27 protein-coding genes are annotated in these 25,734 nt (G+C 64.8%); 9 read left to right on the forward strand and 18 right to left on the reverse strand.

The window, feature by feature from the left end; all coding sequences use genetic code 11:
- Nucleotides 1-25: 25 nt before the first annotated feature.
- From F7R11_RS19195 to F7R11_RS19225, 7 genes are all read right to left on the reverse strand, one after another.
- Entirely contained in the window at nt 26-1,357 is a 1,332-nt protein-coding gene (locus tag F7R11_RS19195) for an ATP-binding protein (protein ID WP_064808670.1), read from the reverse strand.
- Nucleotides 1,354-2,019 carry a response regulator gene (locus F7R11_RS19200; RefSeq protein WP_064808668.1) on the reverse strand — a complete coding sequence of 222 codons (666 nt, stop codon included), beginning with the start codon at nt 2,017-2,019 and terminating at the stop codon, nt 1,354-1,356. The genes F7R11_RS19195 and F7R11_RS19200 overlap by 4 nt, the downstream gene beginning before the upstream one ends.
- A gap of 35 nt (nt 2,020-2,054) precedes the next feature.
- Nucleotides 2,055-2,828, reverse strand: a complete 774-nt coding sequence (gene dsbG / locus F7R11_RS19205) for a thiol:disulfide interchange protein DsbG (protein ID WP_231973320.1) — start codon at nt 2,826-2,828, stop codon at nt 2,055-2,057.
- Between the two features lie 50 nt (nt 2,829-2,878).
- Complete coding sequence (gene dsbD, locus F7R11_RS19210) at nt 2,879-4,693, reverse strand: protein-disulfide reductase DsbD (protein WP_082932970.1); 1,815 nt, start codon at nt 4,691-4,693, stop codon at nt 2,879-2,881.
- Nucleotides 4,694-4,852: 159 nt separating this feature from the next.
- Nucleotides 4,853-5,266 (reverse strand): hypothetical protein, encoded by a 414-nt coding sequence (locus tag F7R11_RS19215; protein ID WP_064808663.1) that lies wholly within the window; start codon nt 5,264-5,266, stop codon nt 4,853-4,855.
- A gap of 39 nt (nt 5,267-5,305) precedes the next feature.
- On the reverse strand, nt 5,306-6,097 hold the full coding sequence (locus F7R11_RS19220; protein ID WP_064808661.1) for a COG4705 family protein: 792 nt from the start codon (nt 6,095-6,097) through the stop codon (nt 5,306-5,308).
- Nucleotides 6,098-6,401: 304 nt separating this feature from the next.
- A complete protein-coding gene (locus F7R11_RS19225; protein ID WP_021193089.1) occupies nt 6,402-6,710 on the reverse strand; it encodes a putative quinol monooxygenase in 309 nt (102 codons plus the stop codon).
- A 109-nt stretch (nt 6,711-6,819) separates the two neighbouring features.
- Between F7R11_RS19225 and F7R11_RS19230 the strand changes: the two genes are divergently transcribed.
- The gene (locus tag F7R11_RS19230; protein WP_064808659.1) at nt 6,820-7,779 is read left to right on the forward strand and encodes a GlxA family transcriptional regulator; all 960 of its coding nucleotides are present in this window, start codon (nt 6,820-6,822) and stop codon (nt 7,777-7,779) included.
- Nucleotides 7,780-7,841: 62 nt separating this feature from the next.
- Here F7R11_RS19230 and F7R11_RS19235 read toward each other — a convergent pair whose 3' ends face one another.
- From F7R11_RS19235 to F7R11_RS19260, 6 genes are all read right to left on the reverse strand, one after another.
- Nucleotides 7,842-9,056, reverse strand: a complete 1,215-nt coding sequence (locus tag F7R11_RS19235) for a collagen-like triple helix repeat-containing protein (RefSeq protein WP_064808657.1) — start codon at nt 9,054-9,056, stop codon at nt 7,842-7,844.
- A gap of 354 nt (nt 9,057-9,410) precedes the next feature.
- Nucleotides 9,411-10,118: a GNAT family N-acetyltransferase gene (locus F7R11_RS19240; RefSeq protein ID WP_064808655.1), complete on the reverse strand. Its 708-nt coding sequence runs from the start codon at nt 10,116-10,118 to the stop codon at nt 9,411-9,413.
- A gap of 15 nt (nt 10,119-10,133) precedes the next feature.
- Nucleotides 10,134-12,182: a transglutaminase TgpA family protein gene (locus F7R11_RS19245; protein WP_064808653.1), complete on the reverse strand. Its 2,049-nt coding sequence runs from the start codon at nt 12,180-12,182 to the stop codon at nt 10,134-10,136.
- Entirely contained in the window at nt 12,179-13,264 is a 1,086-nt protein-coding gene (locus tag F7R11_RS19250; protein ID WP_064809117.1) for a DUF58 domain-containing protein, read from the reverse strand. Before F7R11_RS19250 ends, F7R11_RS19245 begins: the two co-directional genes overlap by 4 nt.
- 12 nt (nt 13,265-13,276) lie before the next feature.
- On the reverse strand, nt 13,277-14,257 hold the full coding sequence (locus F7R11_RS19255; protein ID WP_031328795.1) for an AAA family ATPase: 981 nt from the start codon (nt 14,255-14,257) through the stop codon (nt 13,277-13,279).
- Nucleotides 14,258-14,354: 97 nt separating this feature from the next.
- On the reverse strand, nt 14,355-15,008 hold the full coding sequence (locus tag F7R11_RS19260; protein ID WP_064808650.1) for a TetR/AcrR family transcriptional regulator: 654 nt from the start codon (nt 15,006-15,008) through the stop codon (nt 14,355-14,357).
- Between the two features lie 179 nt (nt 15,009-15,187).
- Here F7R11_RS19260 and F7R11_RS19265 point away from each other — a divergent pair, with 179 nt between their 5' ends.
- Nucleotides 15,188-16,495 carry an MFS transporter gene (locus F7R11_RS19265; RefSeq protein ID WP_064808648.1) on the forward strand — a complete coding sequence of 436 codons (1,308 nt, stop codon included), beginning with the start codon at nt 15,188-15,190 and terminating at the stop codon, nt 16,493-16,495.
- Here F7R11_RS19265 and modA read toward each other — a convergent pair whose 3' ends face one another.
- The 4 genes from modA to F7R11_RS19285 form a co-directional block, all read right to left on the reverse strand.
- Entirely contained in the window at nt 16,496-17,269 is a 774-nt protein-coding gene (modA, locus tag F7R11_RS19270; RefSeq protein ID WP_064808646.1) for a molybdate ABC transporter substrate-binding protein, read from the reverse strand. It lies immediately after the preceding gene.
- 109 nt (nt 17,270-17,378) lie between these two features.
- A complete protein-coding gene (locus tag F7R11_RS19275; RefSeq protein WP_064808643.1) occupies nt 17,379-18,251 on the reverse strand; it encodes a LysR family transcriptional regulator in 873 nt (290 codons plus the stop codon).
- 50 nt (nt 18,252-18,301) lie between these two features.
- Nucleotides 18,302-18,745 (reverse strand): VOC family protein, encoded by a 444-nt coding sequence (locus F7R11_RS19280; RefSeq protein WP_021193100.1) that lies wholly within the window; start codon nt 18,743-18,745, stop codon nt 18,302-18,304.
- A gap of 247 nt (nt 18,746-18,992) precedes the next feature.
- A complete protein-coding gene (locus tag F7R11_RS19285) occupies nt 18,993-19,571 on the reverse strand; it encodes a GNAT family N-acetyltransferase (RefSeq protein WP_064808641.1) in 579 nt (192 codons plus the stop codon).
- A gap of 132 nt (nt 19,572-19,703) precedes the next feature.
- Here F7R11_RS19285 and F7R11_RS19290 point away from each other — a divergent pair, with 132 nt between their 5' ends.
- The 7 genes from F7R11_RS19290 (at nt 19,704) to F7R11_RS19320 (ending at nt 25,274) form a co-directional block, all read left to right on the forward strand.
- Nucleotides 19,704-20,246, forward strand: a complete 543-nt coding sequence (locus F7R11_RS19290) for a winged helix-turn-helix transcriptional regulator (protein WP_031328796.1) — start codon at nt 19,704-19,706, stop codon at nt 20,244-20,246.
- Nucleotides 20,247-20,436: 190 nt separating this feature from the next.
- Nucleotides 20,437-21,270 (forward strand): GntR family transcriptional regulator, encoded by an 834-nt coding sequence (locus F7R11_RS19295; RefSeq protein WP_104577574.1) that lies wholly within the window; start codon nt 20,437-20,439, stop codon nt 21,268-21,270.
- A 123-nt stretch (nt 21,271-21,393) separates the two neighbouring features.
- Nucleotides 21,394-22,623 carry an MFS transporter gene (locus F7R11_RS19300; RefSeq protein WP_064808639.1) on the forward strand — a complete coding sequence of 410 codons (1,230 nt, stop codon included), beginning with the start codon at nt 21,394-21,396 and terminating at the stop codon, nt 22,621-22,623.
- Between the two features lie 98 nt (nt 22,624-22,721).
- A complete protein-coding gene (locus F7R11_RS19305) occupies nt 22,722-23,021 on the forward strand; it encodes a type II toxin-antitoxin system RelE/ParE family toxin (RefSeq protein ID WP_021193105.1) in 300 nt (99 codons plus the stop codon).
- A gap of 2 nt (nt 23,022-23,023) precedes the next feature.
- On the forward strand, nt 23,024-23,326 hold the full coding sequence (locus F7R11_RS19310; RefSeq protein WP_064808637.1) for an addiction module antidote protein: 303 nt from the start codon (nt 23,024-23,026) through the stop codon (nt 23,324-23,326).
- Nucleotides 23,327-23,524: 198 nt separating this feature from the next.
- On the forward strand, nt 23,525-24,829 hold the full coding sequence (locus tag F7R11_RS19315) for an MFS family transporter (protein WP_064808634.1): 1,305 nt from the start codon (nt 23,525-23,527) through the stop codon (nt 24,827-24,829).
- Between the two features lie 52 nt (nt 24,830-24,881).
- Nucleotides 24,882-25,274: a hypothetical protein gene (locus F7R11_RS19320; RefSeq protein ID WP_231973311.1), complete on the forward strand. Its 393-nt coding sequence runs from the start codon at nt 24,882-24,884 to the stop codon at nt 25,272-25,274.
- A gap of 49 nt (nt 25,275-25,323) precedes the next feature.
- On the opposite strand, the gene F7R11_RS19325 is transcribed toward F7R11_RS19320, so the two are convergent.
- Entirely contained in the window at nt 25,324-25,716 is a 393-nt protein-coding gene (locus tag F7R11_RS19325; protein WP_064808632.1) for a RidA family protein, read from the reverse strand.
- Nucleotides 25,717-25,734 lie beyond the last annotated feature (18 nt).

Consider the following 25,734-nt stretch of genomic DNA (forward strand, 5'->3'; position numbering starts at 1 on the left):
GGCGGCAAGCATGCCGCCCTTGCGCTCAGGTGAAGGGAATCTGTAGCGCTGCGACCAGGCCCCCGCTTTCGCGGGGCGTCAATTCCAGCGCGCCGCCAAAGCGCCCCATGATCGCCCGCACGATCGAGATGCCCAGGCCGGCGCCTTCCCCCTGGCGCCGCCCCTGGTCGCCTCGCCAGAAGCGCTGCCCGATCTGCTCGGCCTGCTTGTCGTTCAACCCCGGCCCGCAATCGGCCACTTCGATCCGGCAACGCTTGGTCCCACGGTCAAACACCACATTGAGCGCGATCGGCTGATCTGCGGGGGAGTACCGCAACGCGTTGTCTACCAGATTGCGGATGCTGGTATCGAGCATGTGCTTTGGAATCGGGGTACCGGCATCCGGGCCGTCGGTGGTCAGCACAATGCGGGCGCGCGAAGGTGCATCCATGCGCGCGAGCATGTCACTGACCACCGTGGTGATGGATGCGCACGGGTCCACGTTCTGCATCGCACCTTCGGTACGCGCCAGCGTCATCATCTGATCGAGCGTATGCCGCAAGCGCCGGACGCCCGCCTCTGCCTGCCTCAGCGAGACTTGGGCTTCGTCCCCGTCAACCAGCCGGGCCACCTGCAAATGCGTGTCGATAGCAGTCAGGGGCGTGCGCAATTCATGCGCGGCGGCATCGGTAAAGGCACGTTGGTGCGCCAGTGCCTGGGCCAGGCGGCCCAGCAACCCATTCAGCGCGCCAATCACGGGTTGCAGTTCAGCAGGGGCATTCCCGGCATCAATGGGGCTGGTGTCATCCGTGCGTTTGTCGCGCAAGGTCTGGCGCAGGGCCTTCAAGGGGGAGAGCCCCCGGTCAATGCCGATCCACAGCGCCACCAAGCCGCCAATCACTGCAATCAGAAAAGGGATGCTGGCCGCGCGCAGCATTTGCGTGGTCAAGACATCTCGCTTGTCGATACGGTCGGCCGTGATGATCTGGTAACCGCGCTTGTTTTGCAGAAGGTAGATGCGCCACAGCTTGCCATCGACATCGCGCGTGCTGTAGCCCACTGGCAACGCGTGGCCCATCGCGCCTGGGCTGGTATCGGTCTGGGCGAGCACCGCCCCCTGCTCTGTGCGGATCTCGCAGGCAATGCCGTTCTGCCCGCTGACGCGAATCACGTCCGCCCAGTCCGGCTGCGGCACGTTGGGCGACAGCGCCGCTCGCGCAAGCAGCCCTGAGACCATATGCGCAGACATGGCCAGCCGTTCGTCCAGCGCATGATCGAGGTTGGTCCGAACGCCGTGCATCATCCATGCCGCCGCCAACGCCCACGGCACGATCAGCGCAATCCCGGCAATCAATACGGCACGCCAACGCAGGCTCACGACAACCTCCAGCCCAGTCGATAGCCCAGGCCGCGCGAGGTCTCGATCACGTCCCCGCCCAGCTTGCGGCGCAAGTTATGGATGTGCACGTTCAGGGCGTTGCTACTGGTGGACTCGGTCAGCCCGTACAGGCGTTCGTGCAGCATCTCGGGCGTGAGCCACCTGCCGCCGGTGTTGGCCAAGTGCGTCAACAGGTCGATCTCACGGCGGGTAAGTTCGACGGGCTGGTCATTGAGGCATGCCAGACCGCTGTCGGGCTCCAGGCGCAAGGGGCCCGCCTGGATCACCTGGGTCGTGCGGCCCTGTGTGCGCCTGACCAAAGCGTACAGGCGCGCCGCCAGTTCGCGCAGGTCGAAAGGTTTGACCATGTAGTCATCGGCACCGCCATTGAAACCGGTCAACCGGTGCTCAATCGCATCGCGCGCGGTGAGTATCAAGACCGGCAGCGAGGGCTCCACCGCCCGGATCACGGCCAGCAAGTCCATGCCGTCCCGGTCCGGCAGGCCGAGGTCCAGCACAAGCGCGTCGAAGGTGTTCTCGGCATGCGCCATCTCGGCCGACTGTGCATCCTCCACATGTTCAACTGCAATGCCATGCGCGCGCAAGCCAGCGATGACGCCGCTTGCGATCAATGGATCATCTTCCACCAGTAACACGCGCATGGATTCACACCTTGAGTGGACGAGGGGCCCTAGTGTCAGCGTGGCCCCAACACCTTGGCAAGTGCCGCCTGCAGTGGCATGCCGTTTATCTTCTGGATCAGCCCCTGCTCATCCTCGTAGACGATGCCGGGCGTTCCGCGAAAACCCAGCGCCCCCATCAGGGCTGTGTTGGTATCGATCGTGCGCTTCAGGTTGTCGGGCACGCTGGCCACTGGCTCGATACCGCCTTTGGAGAAATTGCGTTCGTTCTGGAACAACGCCGCTGTCTTGTCTTTTGCCCCGAGAATGGCTGCGGCCTTGGCACTACTGTCTGCTTTGATCACCCCCACGAGGATGTGCCGCAACTGCACCTTGCCGGAATCCACCCACGGGCGGGCTGCCTCAAAGAAACGGTTGCAGTACGGGCAATTCGGATCGGTGAAGACATACACGGTGCGTGGTGCACTCTCTTTGCCGTCCTGCACCCAGGTGGAGGCCGCGAGGTTCGACCAGATGCCTGCACTCATCGGCTTGGCCACCAGATTCTGCAGGCGTTGATCGTCAAGCGCCCGCCCATCCGCCGCCACGCGAACACCGATCACAGCATTGCCATCCGGCGTGACATACACGGCTAGCGGCTTTTGCTCTGCAACACCGCCAAAGCCGCGCAGACCACTACCTGCCGGAAACTCCTCGACAATGGTCACCCCCTGCTTCTCCAGCGACTGGATCACCGCTGGGCGATCCTCGCCTGCGGCAACACTGGATGTAGCAACAGCCAATGCGGCCAGACCTGCAAACAACGGAACACAATGCATGCTTCGAGACATCAATGACTCCTGGTTGGATAGACGTTGGGTTGTTCGCTCAGGCACGGGCATCACGGTGCGCCCGCGGCATCAAGACGGCTGATGAAGTTGCGTGCGTCCAGTTCACCCACCATCCGATGCGCACGCACTTCCTGACCATCCGGCCCGATCAGGATCAAGGTGGGGGGACCAAGCACGCCCCAATGCTTCATCAGCGCCTGATCCGTTGCGTCGTTGTGGGTGACGTCGGGGCGCAGTACCTGCATCCTGGCCAGCCGCGCATTGACTGCGGGGTCGCTGAAGACGCTTTTCTCGATCACCTGGCAGCTCACGCACCAGTCCGCGTAGAAGTCGATCAGCGTCCATTGGCCGCGCGTAGCAGCTTGCGCAATGCGCGCATCTACGTCCTGCACCGACTTCACGCTCGCGTGACTGGCGGCCGCAGCGCTGCCGTTGGCGTTGGTGTTGGCAAAGCCACCCACGGCGCGCAACGTCTGCAACGGCTGCGTGGGGGACGCACTGCCGGCCGCAGCGCCGGTCAGCATCATCACCGACCACACGCCGACAAAAACCGCCCAGAACGCCAACAGCCAACTCAAGCGATGCTGCAGCGTGATGGCATGAATCCATCCGATCAGCCCCACCGACACGGCCAGGCCGAATGCACTCCACAGCATCAGGCTGACGTTGCCGGGCAGAAAGCGAGCGAGCATCAGGATCGCCATGCCCACCATCACGTAACCGAACACCACGCGCACACGCTCCATCCATGCGCCGGGGCGCGGCAGAACGCGCGCGCCAAACACGGCAATCACCAGCAGTGGCAAGCCCATGCCCACACCCAGCGCAAAGAGCGCCACACCGCCCATCACTGCGCTACCCGTCTGTCCGATGTATAGCAGCGCACCCGCGAGCGGCGCCGTCATGCATGGCCCCACCAGCAAGGCGGACAGCACGCCAAGCACGGCGGCGCCCAGCACGCTTCCGCCTGCCTGGCTCTGACCCGATGCGTTGAGACGGTCCATCAAGGCCGCAGGCAAGCGCAGCTCAAACGCCCCAAACAATGAAGCCGCCAGCACCAGAAACAACCCTGCAAACGCACCCAGCAACCACGGCGATTGCAACGCCGCCTGCAGGTTGGCCCCCGCCAGACCCGCCGCCACACCAACAGCGGCATAGGTAGCGGCCATCGCCAGCACATACGACAACGTCAGCATGAACGCGCGCCGAGGCTTGGCCTGGCTGCCCACCACCATCGTCGAAACAATCGGGATCATGGGCAGCGTGCACGGCGTGAACGACAGCAGCAGCCCGAAGCCGAAGAACAGCAGTGCCCCCGCAACGGGCCCAAGCGCGGCCAGGCGTTGTGACACGGCCTGATCCTCTGCGACTGCCCCAGCCGCCGCACCATCACCCGCCGCCACGGCCAATGACGACGACGCCTGCGCGGTGGGCACACGCGCGGGCAAGTCGATCTTCATCGTCTGCGGCGGATAGCAGATACCGGCTTGCGCGCACCCTTGCCAATGCAGAACCACAGGCCCAGGCGTCTGGGCCGGCAAGCGCAACTGGAGGGCATCGCCCGTATAGATGTCGACGTCCCCGAAGAATTCGTCGGTGTGATGCGTTCCGGGCGACAGCGTCACGTCAACCGCCGTGCCGCGCGCATCGTCAAGCCGCAAGGACTTGCGATACACGTAGTAGCCATCCGCAACATGTCCGGCAGCGACCACGTGATCGCCTTGCAACTGCGGGGCACTCAGTGTGAAAACCTGTGACGCATCCAGGAAATCCGTCTTGGCTTGCCACGGCAACGGGCCGGCAGCCCAAGCGGCGCCCATGGTGAAGAACGTCAACACCAGGGTGATGAGATTGCGACGAAACAAGATGAACCCCTCTCCGTACCGAATAGGAGCAAGGGTCTGTGAAACCGATTAACCGAAAATTAAGCGGCACCGACACGCGTGACTGATGCGTGATCGTGAAGCGTGCGCCCCGATCTGGCGAGCGTCAGACCGGGGCTTTGGTGATTGTGTGCAGCACGCTCAGCGCTTGCCGCTGACCTGATCCATCGTCCGAATCAGGTCAGCCAACGTCTGCTTGCAGTTGGCAGCATCGGGCTTGCTGGCGCGCAAGGCTTCAAGCGCGCGGTCGATGGCCTTGTCAACGACGTGCCAGTCCGATGCGGCACGCGGCTTGAGGCCGGCCTCGGCGCTGTCCCACGAGACTTCCAGATCCTTGATGCGGGTCTTGGCACCGGCCAGGTCGCCCTTGTCGACAATGGCAGCCGTGTCGACCGCAATCGCGCGAAACGGACCCAGATCGCCCAGCTTGGAGGGCGTGGCCGCCTGCACGGTTTTCACCGGGCCAAAGTTGGCGGGCACCAGATGGCCGGCACCCGCCATGAACAAAACGAGCGCGGCAGCCGCCAGCGGCGGCGTCAGTTTGACGAGCTTCATGACATCTCCAGGGTTGGATGAAAAGCAGGGGCTTGCGGATCAGGCAGTCGACACAGCGTGCGCCGCACGGGCAATACGACCTTCGTGGCGTTGAGCAAACGCCACCAGCACAACGATGACGGCGAGGAAGACGGCACTGGTCAGCATCGCGCCCAGGCCCAATCCACCATAGCTTTGCGATTGCGACAGGAAGTCCCCCAACGCCGCACCCAGCGGGCGCGTGAGGATGTAGGCCAGCCAGAACGCCAGCACCTTGTTGGCGCCCAGCAAGTACGCAACGGCAGCCAACGCAATGAGCGCGCCAAACGCCACGATGCCTAGCTGGAACCCGAGGCCAAGCGCTTCGGTGGCAAGGTCACCAGCGGCCGTGCCCAGCGCGAACGTGCAGAGAATGGCCGCCCAATAGAACAGCTCTCGGCGGCGTGTATCGATGGACTGGATCGACAGCGTGTGTTCCACGCGATACCAGATCGCAAACAACGTGATCAGCACCACGCTAAAGACGGCGGTGCTCACGTACAGGCTCACGCCCAGCTTGTCGGTCAGCAGGTCGGTGATCTGCGTGCCGACAACGCTCACCAGCACCACCGTCAGCCAGTACAACCACGGCACATAGCGCTGCGCGCGCACCTGCGCCACGAGTGCAACAGCAAGCAAACCCGCCATTGCACCGCCGGTGATGGCCGTACCCAGCCCAACGTTGACGGCCAGAAAATCCGCGCCCGTCTCACCCACCGTGGTGGAAAGAATTTTGATGATCCAGAAGCCCAGCGCCACCTGGGGCACCTTGTTCAATAGGCTAGGCACTACGCGTGCCGGTCGTGTGTGCATTGCTTCCTCCGTCAATTGCGCCGTCAACTTCGCGAGCGCGAAACAGTGATGACGGTGACAGGCTAGGCACGCAGACTTAGATGCCACTGAGATGTGGCGAGTGGATGGAATGGCGTGATCAGTGGCCCGCTGCCGCGGGCGCCATGCTGCTCGGCAGCGCCACAAAGTCGCCCGCATGGCGGATAGCTTGCAGTGCACGCAACAGTGCCTCGGGCGGACACTTTTCTTGCGTGATGCATCAGGCCGCTTGCTGCTGCGCGCGACCTGACGCATGGGCCAATCCCTCGGACAGGCTCAGACAAGATCAGCCTGCCAGCGTGTTCTTCAAGCCCAGCACTTCAATCGGTGCGATCTCGGGCGGCGAGGCCAGCAGCGCGTCTGCGTTGGCCATGAGCGCCTTGGCAATTGGGCCATCCAGGTGGGCCTGGCGGTTCTGCTCGCTGGTAAAGGCATCGAAGATGCCGAACACGTTGGGCGCAATGCGCAACGCAAACCAGATCGGGGTGGTGGCTTCCTGATTGGCCATCTCCAGGCCGGCCTGCAGAAAGTCAGCCACAGCCTGCTCCTTGCCCGGCTTGGCAGTCAGCCGGGCGAACAATGCGTACTTGATCATCTTGGGTCTCCAGATGCCGCGCAGGGGGTCTGCTCGGACAGACGTACTTTACAAAGCGGTCGTGACGGAAAATACTGTCTCGATTGACAACTTTGATATCGATACTGCCATGCGGATTGTCGTGCTCACGCTGGAAGGTGTGTTCGATACGGGGCTGGCCACGGTGCTCGATGCCTTTGCCACGGCCAATGAACTGGCGCGGGTGGCCGGCATTGATGTGCCGGCGTTTGAAGTGGCAGTGGTCGGTATGCGGCCGCAGGTGCGCAGCGGGCTGGGCCTGCAGGTGCCCGTGTGCAGCGTGGGCGATGCGCCCTCCCCCAACTGGGTGATCGTGCCGGCCATCAGCGCCAAGATGCCCGACGTGCTGGTGCCCGCGCTGGGCCGCGAAGATGTGGTGGACGCGCTGCCCGCGCTGCGCACGTGGTCGGCTGGTGGTGCGCGCATGGCGGCTGCCTGCATCGGCACATTTGTGTTGGCAGAAAGCGGCCTGCTGGACGGCCATGACGCCACCACCACATGGTGGCTCACGCCGCTGTTTCGTCAGCGCTACCCGCAGGTGCGGCTCGACGCGCATCGCATCATCGTGCCCAGCGGCACGATGCTCACGGCTGGTGCCGCGCTCAGCCACATCGACATGGCGCTGTGGGTGATCCGCCAGAGCAGTCCGGAGCTGGCCGCGCTGGTGGCGCGGTACCTTGTGTTCGACACGCGGCCGTCGCAATCGGCCTACGTGATTGCCGACCACCTCTCGCATGCCGACCCGCTGGTCGAACGTTTCGACCGCTGGGTGCGCGAGCGGCTCGACACCGCCATCACGCTCGACGCGGCTGCGGGTGCGCTGGCCACCAGCAAACGCACCCTATCGCGACGGTTGAACGAGGTCCTCGGCAAAACGCCCATCGCCTACATCCAGGATTTGCGTATCGAGCGTGCGGTGCATCTGCTCAAGACCAGCAAGCACAGCGTCGACCAGATTGCCGAACAGGTGGGCTATGCCGATGGCGTGACACTGCGCACGTTGCTGCGCAAGCGGCTTGGCAAGGGCATTCGCGAGCTGCGCGCGACGTAGGCCGTGTCCATAAAAAAAGCCGTCCAGCGCAAGGCATGGACGGCCCATCGGCACAGCGTGAATCAATGATGCGGCGCGCCCCCCAGCGCACCACCCACCGTCCCCACCGCACCACCCACAGCGCCCGTGACCGGGGCCAGCGGCGTGGCCGCACCGGTTGAGCTGAGCGACGAGCCCAAACCAGTCAGCAACGAGCCAACCGGCGCCGTCACACCGGCTGCCGGGTTGCTTCCCCCCGCCGCAGCGCCACCCAATGCACTTGTCACCGGGGCCAGCGGGTTGCTCCCCGCGCCACCACCTGTGGCACCGCCCAGAGCCCCCGTCACCGCACCCAGCGGATTGCTGCCGCCCGCAGCACCGCCCAGCGCATTGGTAATGGGCGCCAGCGGGCTGCCCGATGTGCCGCCGCCCGGCGTGGAAACCGCGCCGCCCAACGCCGCTACCGTTCCGCCCGTGGCGGTCACCACGCCGCCCAAGTTGGACACCACCGGCGCATTTGTGCCGGTGATCGACGTACCGACGTTCGCCACCGTACCGCCCACGGTCTGCAGCAAGTTGGTCGCGGGGGCACCCAGGCCTGTGGCATTACCCAGTGTCTGCGTGGTGGTGGTGACTTGCGAGGTGAGCGGCACCACGGTCGAACTGAGCTGTTGCGTGACCTGCTCCACTGGCCCGGTCGACAGGACCGTACCCAGCGTGCCGCCCGCATTGGCCACGGCCTGCCCCACTTGCGAGACCGCGCCACCCACCGGCGTAGTCACCGGCGCGAGCGGCTGAAGCGGGCCCGTGCCCAGGCTGGTCAGCAGACCGCCCGTGGCATTGACGGTATTGCCGACCTGGGTGACCACGTTGCCCGTGCTGGACACCGTGGTCCCCACCGGGTTCGGATTGGTGCCCATGCTGCCCAGGCCGGACTGCACGCCGGTGCCGAGCGCGGAAACGGTGTTGCCGACGTTGTCGACCACGCTACCCAATCCAGACGCACCCGGCGCATTGGAGCCCCCCACAACTGCACCCAAGCCGCTGATGGCACCGCCCGTGGCCGTGAGCACGCCGCCGCCCTTGTTGGCGACGTTGCCTGTAGGCGTGGTCGAGGCTGTGGAGGTGGACCCGCCTGTGCCGCCCGAGTTGCCCGAACCACCGCTGCCGTTGTTGGCGGAAGTGCCGCCACCGCTGGTTCCGCTCATGTCGCCCGATCCCGAGCTTGCGCAACCGCCCAGTACCAGCAACCCGGCCAGCGTGGCTGAAACCAGCGTACCGCGATGCATTTTCGCCATGTCAGTCTCCCGTTTCAAAAATGCGCTTGATAATGTACCAACCCACTCAACCCCATTCATGATTCAAATGGGCCAGCCCATTAACCGCATATCGGCTTGAAATGCAGTCTATGAAGCCATATTGGCTGAATTGCAAACATTTTCAAACGGTGCAGAACCCTGACCGAAGCCGCCCTGCCTTGATGGCAAGCGGCACGAATCCAGCCGCAGCAAGGGCGCAAACGTTGACGAGAAACGGAGAAAAAACGGGATTATGTTCTGAAGGCTGACTCTAAATTACTCAATATGAGTAATATACCGACACGCGTGCAAATAAAATCACCGCGCCGCGCCACAGCGTTGGAAAACGTCCGATTACGCCTCCAGGCGGGTGACCTTGGTCAGGTAAAACGACTGCCGGATTGCAAACCCCAGGCGCTCATATAGCGCAATCGCCACACGGTTATGGTCGAACACGTGCAGGAACGGCGTCTGCCCGCGCTGGGCGATGTCATGTTGCAAAACGCGGATGAGCCGGTTGGCAAAACCTTTGCCGCGGTGAGCATCGTCCACGCAGACAGCGCTGATCTCCACGTAGTCATCCAGTTGCATGCGCTCGCCGGCCATGGCGATCAGCCGGCCGCCCTCGCGAATGCCGATGTACTGGCCGGTCTCCTGCGTGCGTGTGCGGAACGGGCCAGGCTTGGTGCGCTCCGCCAGGTCGAACATGTCGGCCGCATCGGCACGCCCCAAGCGCACGATGCCCGTGGTATCAACGGGCCCGCCAGGGTCACGCACCACCATCATCTGCTGCAGGAGGCCCGCCCGCTCGACGGCAAACTCCTGCGGCACATCAATGGCCGAACGCGCAAACAGTGACAGTTGCTCACCCGGTTCGAGCAACCGGTGCAGTGCCTGCCATGCGGCGGCCGTCTCGTCAGAGCTGGCAACAATGGCCGCAAACGGTGCAACGTCGGCACGGTAGCGGCAGGCAAGCGGGCCGCCCTGCCGGAAATGCAGGTGGCCACTCGCCAGCGATGACCAGATGGGGTTGTCGAGCACGTGCGCGTCAGGTGCAGCCATTTCGTCGTCCTTGGGTCATGCGGACACGCGCAGCGCGGCCACATAGTCTTTCCAACGCGCCAACGTCTGGGCACGCGCCTGCGTATCGCCATCATCACGGCCATAGCGCAGCGCGATATAACCGGCGGCCACGCGGCGCAACGCCTCAGCCGATTGCGGAAACCGCACGGCGGCACGCTCGGCGTAGGCCATCGGCCCTTCAGTCGGGCTGCGCGGGCAGCCGTGCCGCGCGAGCTGGTTGCACACGCGCTGCCATTGCACTTGTACTGGGTCAGGCTTGGGCTTGCGCTGCTGCCACAGCAGCGGCAACGCCGCCAACAGGAAGATGGCCGACACCCCCCACAGCACCGCACGCGGGTCTGCCGCCTCCAGCCCCAGCCACGCAAAGAGCTGCGCCTGCCGGTTGCGGTCATAGCCGAGCACCCAGCGGTTCCAGCCGCTGATGAGGCCATCCAGCCCCCAGCGCACGCTGCGCAGCCACGCGGGTTCCTCCACGCGGCGCGAGCGAAATTCGCTGGCGGGCACGGCAGCAGCCAGGCCACGTTCCACGCGCTGCGGCGCGACGGCGGCGGTCGGGTCCACACGCACCCAGCCACGTCCGGCCAGCCACACCTCCGCCCAGGCATGCGCATCGGACTGGCGCACGATGATGTCGCCGCTCACGGCGTTCACCTCGCCACCGAGGTAGCCCACCACCACGCGCGCCGGCACGCCCGCCGCGCGCATCAGGAAGACGAAGCTGCCCGCGTAGTGCTCGCAAAAGCCGCGATGCGTGCGGAACAGAAAGTCGTCAATCTGCTCGCCCTGCAGCGGCTCGGGGTCGAGCGTGTAGGCAAACGGGGCGCTGCCAAACAGCTTGAGCGCTGCCGATACGCGGTCGGCCGGCGGCAGCTCTGCCCATTGCACGGCCAGCGCGCGCGTCTGGTTGTTGCCCGGCGGCAGCGCCAATGCGGTCTGCAGCGTGAGCGGGTCCAGCGGCTGTGCATCATCCACGCGACTACGATCAGGCAAGCGTGAACGCGCGTGGTAACGCATGCGCTGGTCGATCGGCTGCCGGCTGAGGAACTCCGCATCGACACTGCGCCCGATGTCGTCACGCGCATCGATCGATACGCCGCGATCGAGCGCAAACAGCCAGCGCTGGTGCGTCGTTTCCAGCGTGATGTTGTAGTCGACCACGCCCGGCAGACCCGCAATCGCCCCACCTTCCGCGCTCGCAGAATTGGGTACGCTTCCGGGCACGGCCCGTTGCCGCATCGACGCTGCCGTCCATGCCTGGCCATCAAAACGCCACAGCACCATGCCGCGCCAATAGAGCGTATCGAGTGGTGGCGGCGTCCCCGCAAAGTCGGCGCGGAAGGCCAGGTCATCCGACAGGATCAACTGGCCGATGGAGCCAGGCGCCATGCGATCCGTGATGCCGCTGGTGCCGGTTTCAGCGGAGCGCGGCAGGCTCCACAGCGGATGATCCAGGCGCGGAAACAGCAGGAACAGTACGGCCGCGCATGGCAAGCCCATCGCCACCAAGCGCCCCAACACACGCACGGCCGACACCCGCATGCGCGCCTGCGGATGCAACAGCAGCAGCCAGTTGCGCAGCAGCAGCGCCGCCGTTGCCAGCAAGGAAACGGCCATCCAGGGCGGCTGGTCGAACAGCGTTTGCGAGAGCAGCAGGAAACAGCACAGCTGCGTCGCCAGAATGCCGTTGCGCACCGTATGCGATTCCATCAGCTTGAGCACCAGGAACGCGCCCAACAACGCCACCGACAGGTCTCGGCCGATGTTGCCGCCGGTGCGCAAGGACAGCGCCAGCGTCACAAGCAGGGTCGCCACACCTGTGAGGCCGAGCACCCATTTACCTGGCAACGGCGCGCGGCGTACCCACAGCAGGGTGCGCCAGAGCAGCAGTACGCCAAACACGGCACACGTCACCAGCGGCAGCGCGCGCAGCAACGGCACCAGCACGACGGCAAGCTGTGCGATCAACCAACCGTGCTCGCGGTGTGTGAGGGCGCGGGCCGAACCAAAAGCCGCAGCCTGCGTGCCGATGGTGGCGGTGCTCATGCTGATTCCTCAGGCATTGCCGGCTTGCCCCACAGCGCCAGTGCGCGCAGACAGGCATCACGATGCGCAGGCCCGCGCGACGGGCCAATCGAGATGCCCGGCAAGGTCAGCGTGTATTCGGGTTCGTCACCGGCAGGTGCGTGTTCGGCGGCCAGCACCCAGGCGCACAGACGCGACAGGCGCTGCTCCGCATTCATGGATGGCGGCAGTGCCTCCCACGCGAGCACGCACTGCGCATGGCGTACCTGTTGGCCGGTGCGGCTCATCCACATGTCGAGCCGGGCACTGTGCTTCCAGGCGATGCTGCGCAGCGGATCACCCGGGCGATAGGCACGCAATTGGTCGGCGGCTTCTTCGACCTGGGTACGCGCGGCACGCGGGTTGTCTTCCTCGCCCGGGTCGGGCGCGAAGCTGGCGGGCAGCGGCGGCGCAGAGGGCTCGGGTTCGGGATAGACCAGCAGCGTGAGCGGCGCATCGGCATAGCTCCATGCGCGAAACAGGCCCAGCGGAAAGCGCGTCGATACCGTCAGACGCGGCAGTTTGAACCAGCCGCGCGGTTGTGCTGCAAACGCCAATGCCGCCACCGTGGCGTCCTGCGCATCAAGCGCGGCTTCAACCGGTGCGGCCTCGCGCGCGCTCACATCCAAACCCACGCGCGCCCAGGGTGTTACGTTGGCCAACGCCACGCTCACGTTGAGCGCATGCCCGGCAAACACCGCCTCGCCCGCCGCGCCGCGCACTTCCAGGTCGACGAGGTTGCGGTGCGTCTGCCACATGGCCGACGCTGCCACACCAGCCAGCACGAACGTCAGCAGAAAGCCCAGGCTCACGTTGTAGTTGAGCGAGGTGACGAGCATGACCACCAGCAGCAGCGCAAAGCCGGCACCCGATGCGGTGGGCAGAATGTAGACGTGGTTACGGTCCAAGCGGATGCGGCCTTCGCGCGGCTTGCGCGGCCGTTGCAGGAAACGCTGCACGCGTGCTCGCGCAAAGCGTACGCCCGGCAACGCCGCCAAGCCTGCACCCAGGATGCGAAACAGCGCGCGGAACGGTGCCGCCAGCCAGGAGGTGAAACGCGCCATGGCGCCGTGCACTTATGGAATGGCGACCGTATCGAGCAGCCGCTGCGCCAGCGCCGTGGCCGACAACGTACCGCCCGTCGGCAGCAGCCGGTGCGCCGCCACGGCCTTGAACACGGCCTGCACATCTTCGGGCAGCACGACATCGCGGCCGTCGATCAGCGCCCACGCGCGGGCCGCCGCCAGCAGCGCCAGACCAGCACGCGGCGACAGGCCCATCTGCACCTGTGTATCGGTGCGCGTGGCATTGACCAGCGCAAGCACATAGTCGACCAGCGCGGGTGCCACGTGCACGGCATCCGCAGCCGCTTGCAGGGCGACGACCTGCGCGGCAGTCAGCACGGGCTGAATGTCCTGCGGCGCGCCGCCACCCAGATACAGCGCGCGTTCTGAGCTTTGATCGGGATACCCGAGCGAGAGCCGCATCGTAAAACGATCCAACTGCGACTCCGGCAGCGGATGCGTGCCAATCTGGTTCAACGGGTTCTGCGTGGCAATCACGAAGAACGGTTCGGGCAGCGGATACGTGGCGCCATCGTGTGTCACCTGCCCTTCGGCCATCGCTTCGAGCAGTGCACTCTGCGCTTTGGGCGTGGCGCGGTTGATTTCGTCGGCCAACACCACCTGGGCGAACAGCGGGCCAGGATGGAATTCGAACGCGCTCTTTTCTTTTACGTAAATCGACACGCCGATCAGGTCGGTCGGCAACAGATCGCTGGTGAACTGCACGCGCTGATATTGCAGCCCGAGCGTGCGGGCCAGCGCGTGTGCAAGCGTGGTCTTGCCCACGCCCGGCAGATCCTCCAGCAGCAGGTGCCCGCGTGACAGCAGACACGCCAGCGCCAAACGAATCTGCAGCGGCTTGCCGAGCACGATGCGGTCGAGTGCGCGTTGCGCCTGCGACAACGCTGCCGACAGCGACAGCATTGCAGGCGGCTGTACCGGAGCAACCGGCGTCGAACGAACGGGAGAAAGCGGGACTTGGTTGGGCGTCATCGAATCGGGTGCGGCCGAAGCAACAATGCCAGCGAGTGTAGCGGCATCGTGCAGCGCCGGTACGCGCCCGTTTCCACTCCGTGCTGCGGCTACAACATCAGTTCGACTTGGCTGCGGGAATACCGGCGTCCAGCAGCACGCGTGCCGTACGCGGCAAACTCTTGATCAGCCGCGGCGCGTCGGTGCCGAACGTCTGGCTGGCGGTATAGGCGCCCTCGATCAGGAAGGCAAGATCATCGGCCAGCGCATCCGGGTCAGTGGCGCCGGCAGCTTCGGCGCGATCACGCAGGCACGCGAGCAACAGGGCCTTGTTGCGTTGGACGAATTGCCGCGCTGCATGCGACAGGTCCGGAAACTCCGCCGCCACATTCACGAACGGGCAGCCCCGGTAACCCGGGCGCGAGGCACGCTCGGAAACATCAATAAAGAACTGCAGCAGTTGCGCACGCGCATCGTCCGGGTGCTTGGCCATGCTCGCGTTGAAATAGCCCCAGAAGTTCTCGTCACTGCGCTCCAGGTAAGCGAGGACGAGGTCATCCTTCGACTTGAACTGGCGGTACAGGCTCATCTTGTTGACGCCTGCCTTCTCAACCACCGCCTCCACGCCCACGGCACGCACGCCTTCGTAGTAAAACAACTCACGCGCGGCTTCGAGCAGGCTGGCATGCGCATCCTCACCGCTGATGCGGCGGGAAGTCGGCTTGGGTTGCTCGACGGAAGGAGAAACGGCGCGTGGACCGCGTGCTGCCATGAGGGTGCTCCTGCAGACACGGCGGGTCACAAACCCCAGCCGTGTCGATGACATTCGATTGCTGCTTGACATGTTACCGAGCGGTACCTACCATCGCAAGCACGTTGTTACCGGTCGGTAACGAATAGCGCATTGTCGAGCCCACAAGAATCGAAGAACCGGAACCGGACACCCCTCCCATGCAGAGACTTGCCCGCCTCATCGCCCCACGTTTTCACTACAGCTGGATCGCCCTGGCGGTGGTGTTCCTGATCCTGCTGTGTGCGGCCGGCACGCGCGCCACGCCCAGCGTGATGATGCTGCCGCTTGAGCACGAGTTTGGCTGGAGCCGCGGCACGATCTCGCTGGCCATCTCGATCGGCATTGCGCTGTACGGGCTGACGGGGCCGTTTGCGGCGGCGTCGATGCAGTACTTCGGTATCCGCCGCACGGTGCTGGTCGCGCTGGCCGTGCTGGTCTCGGGCACGGCGCTCTCGGCGATGATGAGTCAGCCATGGCAGATGGTGCTGCTGTGGGGCGTGATGGTGGGCGGTGGCACGGGCGTGGCGGCCATCACCTTGGGGGCCACGGTAGTCAACCGCTGGTTCACGAGCCACCGCGGGCTGGCCATGGGCATCTTGACGGCCAGCTCCGCCACCGGCCAGCTCGTCTTCCTGCCGATGATGGCGGCGGTGGTCGAGCGCTACGGCTGGCGCCCGGTGGTGCTGATCGTGGCCGGCGCGCTGACACTGCTGCTGCCGATCGTTGCGATGCTGCTGCCGGAGTCGCCCAAGAGCGTGGGCCTGCGAACCTATGGTGAACCCGCCGATGCGCCGGAAGTCGACCAAGGCCCGCGCGCCAACCCAATCGTGCTGGCCATGAACACGCTCGTGCAGGCGGCACGCAAGCGGGATTTCTGGCTGCTGTTCTTCAGCTTCTTCATCTGCGGCGCCAGCACCAACGGCTATATCGGCACGCACTTCATCGCCATGTGTGCAGACCACGGCCTAACCGAGGTCAAGGGCGCCAGCCTGCTGGCTGTCATGGGGATCTTCGATCTGGTGGGGACCACGCTGTCGGGCTGGCTGTCCGACCGCTACAACAGCCGCGTGCTGCTGTTCTGGTACTACGGCCTGCGCGGGCTGTCGCTGATCTACCTGCCGTATGCATTCGGCTTCGAGTTCTTCGGCCTGCCGGTGTTTGCGCTCTTCTACGGTCTGGACTGGATTGCCACCGTGCCGCCGACCGTGCGCCTGACCAACGATGTGTTTGGCAAGGCAGCAGCGCCCATCGTCTTCGGCTGGATCGTTGCTGGGCACCAGCTGGGCGCGGCGTTTGCCACGCTGGGCGCGGGCATGATGCGCTCCACGCTGGGCAACTACACGCTGGCCTCAATGATCTCGGGCGGGCTGTGCGTGGCAGGCGCCTTCCTGGTGCTGCGCATCCACCGCACGCCCAAGCAAGATGCTGGGCGCGCGGGTCAACCAGTTACCGCACCCTCGGCGTAATTACGGCTTCAAGAAACCGTACTTGGCCAGCACTGCCTGGCCAGCCGGCGACATCACGAAGGCTACAAAGTCGGCCGCCTGCTGCGGCTGCTTCGTGCCAGACGTCACGGCAATCGGGTAGGTGAGCGGCACGTTCAGCGGCACGGGGCTCGCCACCTTCACCTTGTCGGCGGCGATGGCGGCATCGGTGGAGAACACCAGGCCCGCTTCGACCTCGCCGCGCGACACATAGTCCAGCGCCTGGCGCACGTTCTGCGCCAACACCGCCTTGGTTTCCACCGGCCCCCACAGCTTGGCGGCTTCCAGCGCACGCTTGGCATAGCGGCCCACCGGCACCGACGCCGGGTTGCCGATCGCCACACGCTTCACCTCGGGCTTGGTCAGATCATTGAGCGCATGCACGGGCACCGTACCGGTGGTCGGCACGATCAGCACGAGCTGGTTCGCCACGAAGTCATGGCGCGTTTCGGTCTTGATGGCCTTCTCGTCCACGGCCTTGTTCATCGCTTCCTGGTCGGCAGAGGCAAACACGTCGGCGGGGGCGCCGCGCACGATCTGCTGCATCAGCACGTCCGACGCGCCAAAGTTGAGCACGACCTTGGTGTCCGGATGCTGCGCTTCGTATTGCTGGGCGATTGTCTTGAAGGCGTTGGTCAGGCTGGCGGCAGCCGAGACGACCAGATCAGCAGCGTGTGCCGGCGCGGCCAGGCCCAACGACAACACGGCAACCAGACCCATGGCGCGCACGTGCGGGCGAAGCGAGAAACGTTGCATGAAAGACCCAGATGAATGGAGGAAGGATCACCGTAATATACGAGCCGATATAACGCTCGGTCAACGCGCAGTGGCGCATGCCGGGTATCACGCGATGCTCATGGCTGGTTCAGACGCCGCGCGCCGCTTCATCGATGCAATCGGCCAGGCGGCCGGCAATGGGCTGGCGACTGTGGCGCGGGCGCTCGATCAGGCCGATCTCGCGGGTGAAGGTGTCGTCGCCCAGGCTGATGGTGCGCACGCCGGGTGGCCAGGCGCCCTGTGCAGCGGTCTGCGGGGCAAGTGCCACGCCCTGCCCGCGCGCCACAAGCAGCGTCATGCCTTGCAGCTCGTCGAGTTCGATCACGTCGTGTGTGGTGATGCGCTGATCGCGCAGGAACTGATCAACGCGGCGGCCGCCGAACGAGCGGCGGTCATAGCGAATGAACGGCTGGTGCTCCAGCACGACGCGCCAGTCGTCGCCGGGCAGGCTATCGGGCACCAGCAGTACGAAAGGCTCCGCCACCAGCGTGCGCCATTCCAGATCGGCCGGCACCGCAAACGGCGGGCGGATCAGCACGGCCAGATCGATCTCACCCGCGTCCACCAGACCGAGCAGGTCAAGCGACACGCCGGGCAACACGCGCGCGCGGCAGTGCGGGAATTCGGCGCGGAACTGCACCAGCGCATCCACCAGGAACGACGTTTGCGCAGAAGCAATCGCGCCAACGCGAACAAGGCCGCGCTGCTCGCTGCCGCTGGCCTGTTCACCAAGCCGGTCGTACAGCGTGACGATGTGCTCGGCCAGCGCCAGCGCATCGCGCCCGGCGGCATTGAGCGTGGCCGAGCGGCCGGTACGGTCAAACAGTTGGAAGCCGAGCGACTCTTCCAGCCGCTGGATCTGCGCGCTCACGGCCGATTGCGTGAGGCCGATGCGCTCGCCCGCGCCCGCAAAGGTGCCGTGCCGGGCAACGGCGATGAAGGTCTTGAGTTCTCGAAGCATGGCGCGCGCGGATCAGGAGAGAACCGCAAGGATACGCGCGCCCCGCCGCCTTACTTGGCGAACAGCGATGCCATATTGGCAAATGCCTTCATCTCCATCGCATTGCCCGACGGGTCGAGGAAGAACATCGTGGCCTGCTCGCCCACTTCGCCCTTGAAGCGGATGTGCGGCTCGATGATGAAGTCGATGCCGGCGGCGCGCAGCTTGTCGGCGGCGGCTTCCCACTCGGCCATGGAAAGCACCACGCCAAAGTGGCGCACCGGCACGTTGTCGCCATCGACGGCGCTGGTCTGGCGGTGGCCGACTTCGTCCGGCGCGAGGTGCGCGACGATCTGGTGGCCGTAGAAGTTGAAGTCGACCCAGTCCGGCGAGCTGCGTCCCTCAGGACAACCGAGGATGTCGCCATAAAACGCGCGCGCGGCGGCAATGTCGTGCACGGGGAAGGCCAGATGGAATGGGGCAAGCACAGGCCGGACGTCGCTTTGGTCGCTCATGGTATGGGGCGATGGATCTTGAATGGTTGGAATCAGGCGGCGCCGGCACGCAGGAGGGGGGGCCACCCACGCACCAGGCCACGCGGATGAGTCTATGCGCATCCATTCATCCATAAAAGCGATGTTTTTTTGCACTGAGCACCATGAATTTCGATGAATCAGGCAAAAAAGAAGCCGCACAACGGCGGCGAAAGAGACACGCGGTAGGCGTGCCTGCATGGGCAGCAGGCACGCGAAGAGGGAACGATTAGGCGAAAACGAAGGGGGTGATGGCCGCCTCAACCTGCGCCAACGGCAGGCGCACGGTACACACGGTGGCATCGCCCGGCACAGCGGCGACACGGAAACCGGCATCGCGCGCGAGGCCGATCATGCGACGGTTGGTGGAGAGCACTTCGCCAAAGACTTCGCGGGCGCCGGACACACGCGCCACGCGTACCAGCGTGGCGAACAGGCGTCGGCCCACACCCTTGCCCTGCCATGCATCGGCCACCAGCATGGCGAACTCGGCCACGCCGTCTTCAATGACGAAGCGGCCATCGGCGATCAGGTCTTCGCCGGTGCCGTCCGCGCGGGCCACGCTCACGACCAGCGCCATGTGGTTCACATAGTCGATTTGCGTGTAGGCGGCGAGCATCTCGTCGGACAGCCGCCCGCCGCCCACCAGAAAGCGCGCATAGCGCGACTCAGACGACAACCCCTCGACCAGGGCGGCCTCCAGTGGCGCGTCTTGCGGCAAAATCGGGCGCACAGTAGCGATGGAGCCGTCGTGCATGGTCCAGCGGTCGATCCATTCGGCGGGATAGCGGTAGATGGTGTAAAGCATGGGGATCTCCTCACGCGATGGATCGTCTTATGGCTGCCAGCGCGGGATCGCCGCCTGACTTTTCAATTTGAACCTAGATTAGCAGAAACCCTGACTTTTGCAAGTAAAGTCAGAATTGACTATGATTTTGGTATGAAAATCCCGGAACCCTTCCCCGTCCCTGCGGCGTCCGCGTTGGTAACGTCGATGGAGGAGCCGTGCTCGATCGCGGCGGCGGTATCGATCGTCGGCGAGAAGTGGACGCTGCTCGTGCTGCGCGAGGCGTTTTCGGGCGTGACGCGGTTTGATGAGTTTCTGCGCCGTACGGGGTGCTCGACGGCGATCCTATCGTCGCGGCTCAAGGCGTTGGTGGCATACGGCATCCTGCGTCGCGTGCCTTACCAGGAGCCGGGCGACCGCGTGCGCGATGCGTACCGGCTGACGCGTGCGGGCGTCGATCTGCTGCCTGCCATCGTGGCGCTCATGCAATGGGGCGACCGCTATCTCACCCCCGACGGTGAAGGCCCGATGCTGCTGCGCGACCGCGAAAGCGGCACGCCGATCCATGTGGCGCTGGTCAACGCGCTGGGCGAACCGGTGGCGCCCAAGAACTCGATGCGCGAGCCGAACCCGCGTTACAGCCATGGCAAGCATCCGCCGGCGAATGACGCCGACACGCCAGTGGCCAACGGCTAACGAACGGGTAACAAGCGGGTAACACACAACTTTACACGCTAACCAAAACCCCCTATCGTCGCGGATGGACGGGCGTACGCCCGGCTTTTTGTCGTCTTTTTCTAAAGTCATCCCGCACTTGGTCGTTCTCTCCTAACGACCACCCTTTCCGATCTCGACCTCGCCGCACACGCACGGACCCACGACCGCCATGCCCGATGCCGTGGTACCGCTCTACCACCAGATCTACGTTGTCCTGCGTCAGCAGATTCTCGAAGGCAAATTCGGGGATGGGCCGATGCCGGGCGAGATCGAACTCGCCCGTCAGTTTGGCGCGTCACGCGTCACGATGCGGCGCGTGTTCGACTATCTGGTCAAGGAAGGTCTGGTGCGCCGCCACCGCGGCATGGGCACCTTCGTGGTCAAGCCCGATGACCCGCTGGTGATGGGCGGCGGGCAGACGCTGCTGCAGAACATCATCGACGTGGGCGAGCGCACCTCTGCCGTCGTCGTCGAATTTGAAGACGTGCTGGCCCCGCCCGACGAGGCCAAGTGCCTGGACCTGGCCCCCGGCACGCCGATCAAGAAACTCGTGCGCGTGCGCCATCTGGAAGACACGCCCATGGCGCTCATCACCACGTGGCTGCCGCTGGACGTGACCAGCAAGCTCACGCTGGAGCGGCTGGCCAACCAATCGCTGCTGCGGCTGATCGAGGCCTCCGGCGTGCGGATCGATCGCGCATCGCAGGTGGTCTCCGCACGGCTGGCGGACGTGGCGACGGCGCAGTACCTGGACGTGTCCGTCGGCGCGCCGCTGCTGTCGGTGCAGCGCATCGTGCGTGAGATGAGCGGGCGCCCGGTGCAACTGCTGCAGGGCCTGTACCGGCCCGATCGCTACGAATACCGCATGGAACTCTCGCGCGTGGGCGAAGACCGTGCCCGCCTGTGGATCGACAACGCCGGCCACGACGTGCAGGGCGGCCACAGCGAAGACGTGGAAGACGCCTCCCCCGCATCGCCCACCCCCGCCAGCACGCGCGCCTGATCCCCTGGCCGGCACTGGCCGACATCACCGGCAACGGGGTTATTCCGCCGTCAGCAATCTCAAAGGAAAGTTGCTAGGATCGCCCCTTCGCTGCGATGCAGCAACCTTCTGCATGAGGTTCCCATGTCGGCCTCGCCTGCGCCCCCCACGCCCCCCGCCTCCACTGCAACTACCGCAACTACCGCCTCCCATGGCGACACGCAAGGGCTGATCCGCCTGCTCACGGCCGGTGCCGGGATCAGCGTGGCGTGCATCTACCTGAACCACCCGCTGCTCGGACTCATCAGCCGCGACCTGGCCATCGCGCCACACGCACTGGGCGTATTGCCCACGCTCACGGCGGCCGGCTACGCCAGCGGCATCTTCTTCTTCGGCCCGCTGGGCGACCGCTACGACCGCCGCCTCGTCATCCTATGGAAGGCAGTGCTGCTCACGCTCGCGCTCATCGGCAGTTGCCTGGCACCCAACCTGCCGCTGCTGGCAGCGTCCGGCTTTGTGATCGGGCTGTCGGCCACCATCGCGCAGGACTTCGTGCCCAGCGCCGCCGCCATCAGCACAGACCAGAACCGCAACCGCAACATCGGCACGGTGATGACGGGGCTGCTGATCGGCATCGTCAGCTCGCGCGTATTCAGCGGCATCGTGGCGGACCACTTCGGCTGGCGCGCGGCGTTTGGCGTGTCGGCTGTGGCGATCGTCGGGCTGGCGATTGCCGTGCGCGCATCCCACTTTGGTGTGGCGCCGGCCACGCGGCAACCGTACTTCACGCTGCTGCGCTCGCTGGGTACGCTGTTCATGCAGCATCCGCGGCTGCGGGCGTCGGCACTCACGCAGGCGTTCATCGGCATCGCGTTTTCGGGGTTCTGGTCGACCGTGGCGCTGCACCTGACAAGTTCGCTCGGGCTGTCGACCGGGCAAGCCGGTCTGCTGGGGCTGGCGGGTGCCGCGGGTGCGCTGGGCGCGAGCATCGCCGGACGCCTGTCGGGCCGTGTAGCGCCAGGCCATATCGTCGTGGGCGGTGCGCTGCTGATGGCGGTGACGTTTGCTGCGATGACGCTGTTTCCACACTCGCTCATCGCCATCGTGATCGGTACGCTGCTCTTTGATGTGGGTGTGCAGGCGGCACTGGTCTCGCACCAGACCATCATCTATGCGCTCGCGCCCGAAGCGCGCAGCCGGATCAACGCGGTGTTCATGACCTCGCTGTTCATCGGCATGTCGGTGGGGGCCTACGGCGCCAGCCTGGCGTGGACCAGCGCGCGCTGGTCGGGGCTGACGACGTTCTGCGCGGTGGCGTCGCTCGTAGCCCTGGTGCTGCGGGTGGTGTTCAATGCGCGGCAAGGGGCGCGCTGACAAACACGCATGCACGCACGAGTACGGGCAGCACTTGCCGATGTCATCATCTGTGAACTATAGTTTACAGGTTGATTTGTGGTGCCTAGCATGCCCGCATGCTGACGATCCGCACCACCGAAGTGTTCGATGCCTGGTTCGCGAAGCTGCGTGACAAGACTGCGCAGCGGCGCATCCAGGTGCGCATCGACCGTCTGCAACTGGGCAATCCGGGCGATGCGAAGGCGGTGCGCGATGGCATCGGTGAGCTTCGGATCGATCATGGCCCCGGCTATCGCGTGTATTTCGTACAGCGTGGCGCGGTGCTGATCATCCTGCTTTGCGGCGGCGACAAGTCGACACAGGAAGCGGACATCCGGCGCGCGATCGACCTGTCGCGCCATCTCGACGTGGAGTAATCATGCCGACCGACAAACCTGTCAAAACCCGCCTCTGGGACTCTGCCGAACACCTCAAAACCGAGGCCGACATGGCCGAGTATCTCGACGCTTGTCTGGAAGAAGCCGGCGATGACCCCGCCTTCATCACGCACGCGCTGGGCGTGGTTGCTCGTGCACGCGGCATGACGCAACTCGCGCGTGACACTGGCATGACACGTGAAGGCCTCTACAAAGCACTGTCGGAAGAAGGCAATCCAAGCTTCGCCACCGTGCTCAAGGTCATGCGTGCGTTGGGTATTCGGTTGCACGCTGTGCCAGCCTGAATCGCCAAAGCGTACCCGTTTCTGCGTAGCCAAAAACCACCGGAAGTGCCCTGTTTCGCGCACTTCCGGCAACGTGCCATATCCCCCAATCGGGGCAATTCCGGGGCGCGGCAATCCGTCACTTGTCGCTACAATTCTGAGGTCCGGCTTAGACCCAGCCCAAGCCGCTCCACAAGAACATCCACCCGAGACGCTCCCATGGACATCACAGCCACCCAGCAAGCCGTCGACCCACATGACACCCGACGCCGCATCCTTGCGATCGTCGGTGCATCGTCGGGCAACCTGGTCGAGTGGTTCGACTTCTACGTCTACGCATTTTGTTCGCTGTACTTCGCGCCGGCGTTCTTCCCCAAAGGGGATCCGACAACGCAGTTGCTGAACACGGCCGGCGTGTTTGCAGCAGGCTTCCTGATGCGGCCGATTGGCGGCTGGCTGTTCGGCCGCATTGCCGACCGGCACGGCCGGCGCACGGCCATGATGATCTCGGTGCTGATGATGTGCGGCGGCTCGCTGCTGATCTCGGTCTTGCCCACCTACGCACAGATCGGCGCACTCGCACCATTCCTGCTGCTGGTGGCGCGCCTGTTCCAGGGCCTGTCGGTGGGAGGGGAATACGGCACCAGTGCCACGTACATGAGCGAAGTGGCGCTGGCCGGGCGGCGCGGCTTCTTTGCCTCATTCCAATACGTGACGCTGATCGGCGGTCAGTTGGGCGCGGTGCTCGTGCTGGTGATCCTCCAGCAGTTCCTGAGCACCGCTGAAATGGAAGCCTGGGGCTGGCGCATTCCGTTTGTGGTGGGTGCACTCACCGCGTTGATTGCGCTGTATCTGCGCAAGTCGCTGCACGAAACGCAGACCACCGCATCGCGCAAGGCAGAGGGCGCAGGCACGATCCGCGGCGCGTGGAAGCACAAAGGCGCGTTCCTGCGCGTGATCGGCTTTACCGCCGGCGGCTCGCTGATCTTCTACACGTTCACGACGTACATGCAGAAGTACCTCGTCAACACAGCCCACATGGACAAGAAGACCGCCTCCAACGTCATGACGGTGGCGCTGTTCGTGTACATGGTGCTGCAGCCGGCGTTCGGTGCACTGTCCGATCGCATCGGCCGCCGCAATTCGATGCTGCTGTTCGGGGCACTGTCGGTCATCGGCACGGTGCCGCTCATGAACGCGCTGGCTACGGTGTCAAGCCCGGTCGCGGCATTCGGCCTGATCACGGTGGCGCTGGCCATCGTCAGTTTCTATACGTCGATCAGCGGTCTGATCAAAGCCGAGATGTTCCCGCCGGAAGTGCGCGCCATGGGCGTGGGCCTGTCGTATGCGATTGCCAATGCGGTGTTTGGCGGCTCGGCCGAGTATGTGGCGCTGTGGTTCAAGCAGGCCGGCAGCGAATCGACGTTCTACTGGTACGTGACCGCGCTGTGCGCCGTGTCGTTCATCGTGACGTACTTCATGCCTGACCCGAGCAAGGAAGGGTATCTGCGGCACGAACCTTGATGGCATTTCACGGACTTCAACGCGAAGGCACGCTTGTCGTGGCGTCGCTGCCATGTTCATGCTGAAGAATTTCGTACTTGCAGCACTCCTGTACGGCGTTTTCTTTGCCTGCAAGGTGGCTTCTGCGCAGCCGCAGAAGCCACCGGAGCCGGCGCTGATGGTCCATTTCGATTACTACCCGAAGGACCACCCGCTCATTCGTGCGCTGGAGCAGCGGTTGCAAAAGGCGATCCAGCGGGCGGGCGCGGGTGAACTCGGTGAGACCGAACTCCACCTCGATGGCAATGAGGGCTATTTGTATATGTATGGCCCCGATCCCGATCGACTCTATGGCGTGGTGAAACCCATCCTGAAGTCATCCACACTGATGACGGAAGCGGAAATCACGAAGCGCCACGGCAACCGCAAAGACACATTCGTGATGCGCCGGGACAGCGTGCAATAACACCAACGGTGGTGGCGTGGCTGAGGTGCCCGAAGCCTGGCGACCATGCTCAGTCCGGCACCACCGCCGTCACCTCGATCTCCACCTTCGCGCGATCCTCAACAAGCTCCGACACCTCCACCGCCGTCATCGCAATGCTGAAGCTGCCGATCAACTCGCGGAAAGCCTTGCCGATTTCCGGGTACGCGGCCACGTAGGCTTTCTTGTCGGTCACGTACCAAGTCATGCGCACGATGTGCTCGGGCTTGGCGTTGCCTGCAGCAAGCACCTCGACGATGTTCTGCAGCGCCTGGCGTACCTGGCCGGCAAGGTCATCCGTATGGAACACGCCCTGCGCATCCCAGCCGATCATGCCGGCCACGAAGACCATGCGTCCGCTTGCGGACACGCCGTTGGCATAACCTTTCGGGCGCGGCCAGCCGGGGGGGAGGAGTACTTCCATGATGCGGTTCCTTCTAGT

It is taken from the genome of Ralstonia insidiosa, from assembly GCF_008801405.1.
Classification (GTDB): domain Bacteria; phylum Pseudomonadota; class Gammaproteobacteria; order Burkholderiales; family Burkholderiaceae; genus Ralstonia; species Ralstonia insidiosa.

Excerpts from the sequence above, each read along its gene's own strand:
- F7R11_RS19200 (WP_064808668.1), bottom strand. The coding sequence starts at position 2,019 with ATGCGCGTGTTACTGGTGGAAGATGATCCATTGATCGCAAGCGGCGTC.
- dsbG (WP_231973320.1), bottom strand. The coding sequence starts at position 2,828 with ATGTCTCGAAGCATGCATTGTGTTCCGTTGTTTGCAGGTCTGGCCGCA.
- F7R11_RS19215 (WP_064808663.1), bottom strand. The coding sequence starts at position 5,266 with ATGAAGCTCGTCAAACTGACGCCGCCGCTGGCGGCTGCCGCGCTCGTT.
- F7R11_RS19220 (WP_064808661.1), bottom strand. The coding sequence starts at position 6,097 with ATGCACACACGACCGGCACGCGTAGTGCCTAGCCTATTGAACAAGGTG.
- F7R11_RS19225 (WP_021193089.1), bottom strand. The coding sequence starts at position 6,710 with ATGATCAAGTACGCATTGTTCGCCCGGCTGACTGCCAAGCCGGGCAAG.
- F7R11_RS19230 (WP_064808659.1), top strand. The coding sequence starts at position 6,820 with ATGCGGATTGTCGTGCTCACGCTGGAAGGTGTGTTCGATACGGGGCTG.
- F7R11_RS19235 (WP_064808657.1), bottom strand. The coding sequence starts at position 9,056 with ATGGCGAAAATGCATCGCGGTACGCTGGTTTCAGCCACGCTGGCCGGG.
- F7R11_RS19240 (WP_064808655.1), bottom strand. The coding sequence starts at position 10,118 with ATGGCTGCACCTGACGCGCACGTGCTCGACAACCCCATCTGGTCATCG.
- F7R11_RS19245 (WP_064808653.1), bottom strand. The coding sequence starts at position 12,182 with ATGAGCACCGCCACCATCGGCACGCAGGCTGCGGCTTTTGGTTCGGCC.
- F7R11_RS19250 (WP_064809117.1), bottom strand. The coding sequence starts at position 13,264 with ATGGCGCGTTTCACCTCCTGGCTGGCGGCACCGTTCCGCGCGCTGTTT.
- F7R11_RS19255 (WP_031328795.1), bottom strand. The coding sequence starts at position 14,257 with ATGACGCCCAACCAAGTCCCGCTTTCTCCCGTTCGTTCGACGCCGGTT.
- F7R11_RS19260 (WP_064808650.1), bottom strand. The coding sequence starts at position 15,008 with ATGGCAGCACGCGGTCCACGCGCCGTTTCTCCTTCCGTCGAGCAACCC.
- F7R11_RS19265 (WP_064808648.1), top strand. The coding sequence starts at position 15,188 with ATGCAGAGACTTGCCCGCCTCATCGCCCCACGTTTTCACTACAGCTGG.
- modA (WP_064808646.1), bottom strand. The coding sequence starts at position 17,269 with ATGCAACGTTTCTCGCTTCGCCCGCACGTGCGCGCCATGGGTCTGGTT.
- F7R11_RS19275 (WP_064808643.1), bottom strand. The coding sequence starts at position 18,251 with ATGCTTCGAGAACTCAAGACCTTCATCGCCGTTGCCCGGCACGGCACC.
- F7R11_RS19280 (WP_021193100.1), bottom strand. The coding sequence starts at position 18,745 with ATGAGCGACCAAAGCGACGTCCGGCCTGTGCTTGCCCCATTCCATCTG.
- F7R11_RS19285 (WP_064808641.1), bottom strand. The coding sequence starts at position 19,571 with ATGCTTTACACCATCTACCGCTATCCCGCCGAATGGATCGACCGCTGG.
- F7R11_RS19290 (WP_031328796.1), top strand. The coding sequence starts at position 19,704 with ATGAAAATCCCGGAACCCTTCCCCGTCCCTGCGGCGTCCGCGTTGGTA.
- F7R11_RS19295 (WP_104577574.1), top strand. The coding sequence starts at position 20,437 with ATGCCCGATGCCGTGGTACCGCTCTACCACCAGATCTACGTTGTCCTG.
- F7R11_RS19300 (WP_064808639.1), top strand. The coding sequence starts at position 21,394 with ATGTCGGCCTCGCCTGCGCCCCCCACGCCCCCCGCCTCCACTGCAACT.
- F7R11_RS19305 (WP_021193105.1), top strand. The coding sequence starts at position 22,722 with ATGCTGACGATCCGCACCACCGAAGTGTTCGATGCCTGGTTCGCGAAG.
- F7R11_RS19310 (WP_064808637.1), top strand. The coding sequence starts at position 23,024 with ATGCCGACCGACAAACCTGTCAAAACCCGCCTCTGGGACTCTGCCGAA.
- F7R11_RS19315 (WP_064808634.1), top strand. The coding sequence starts at position 23,525 with ATGGACATCACAGCCACCCAGCAAGCCGTCGACCCACATGACACCCGA.
- F7R11_RS19320 (WP_231973311.1), top strand. The coding sequence starts at position 24,882 with ATGTTCATGCTGAAGAATTTCGTACTTGCAGCACTCCTGTACGGCGTT.
- F7R11_RS19325 (WP_064808632.1), bottom strand. The coding sequence starts at position 25,716 with ATGGAAGTACTCCTCCCCCCCGGCTGGCCGCGCCCGAAAGGTTATGCC.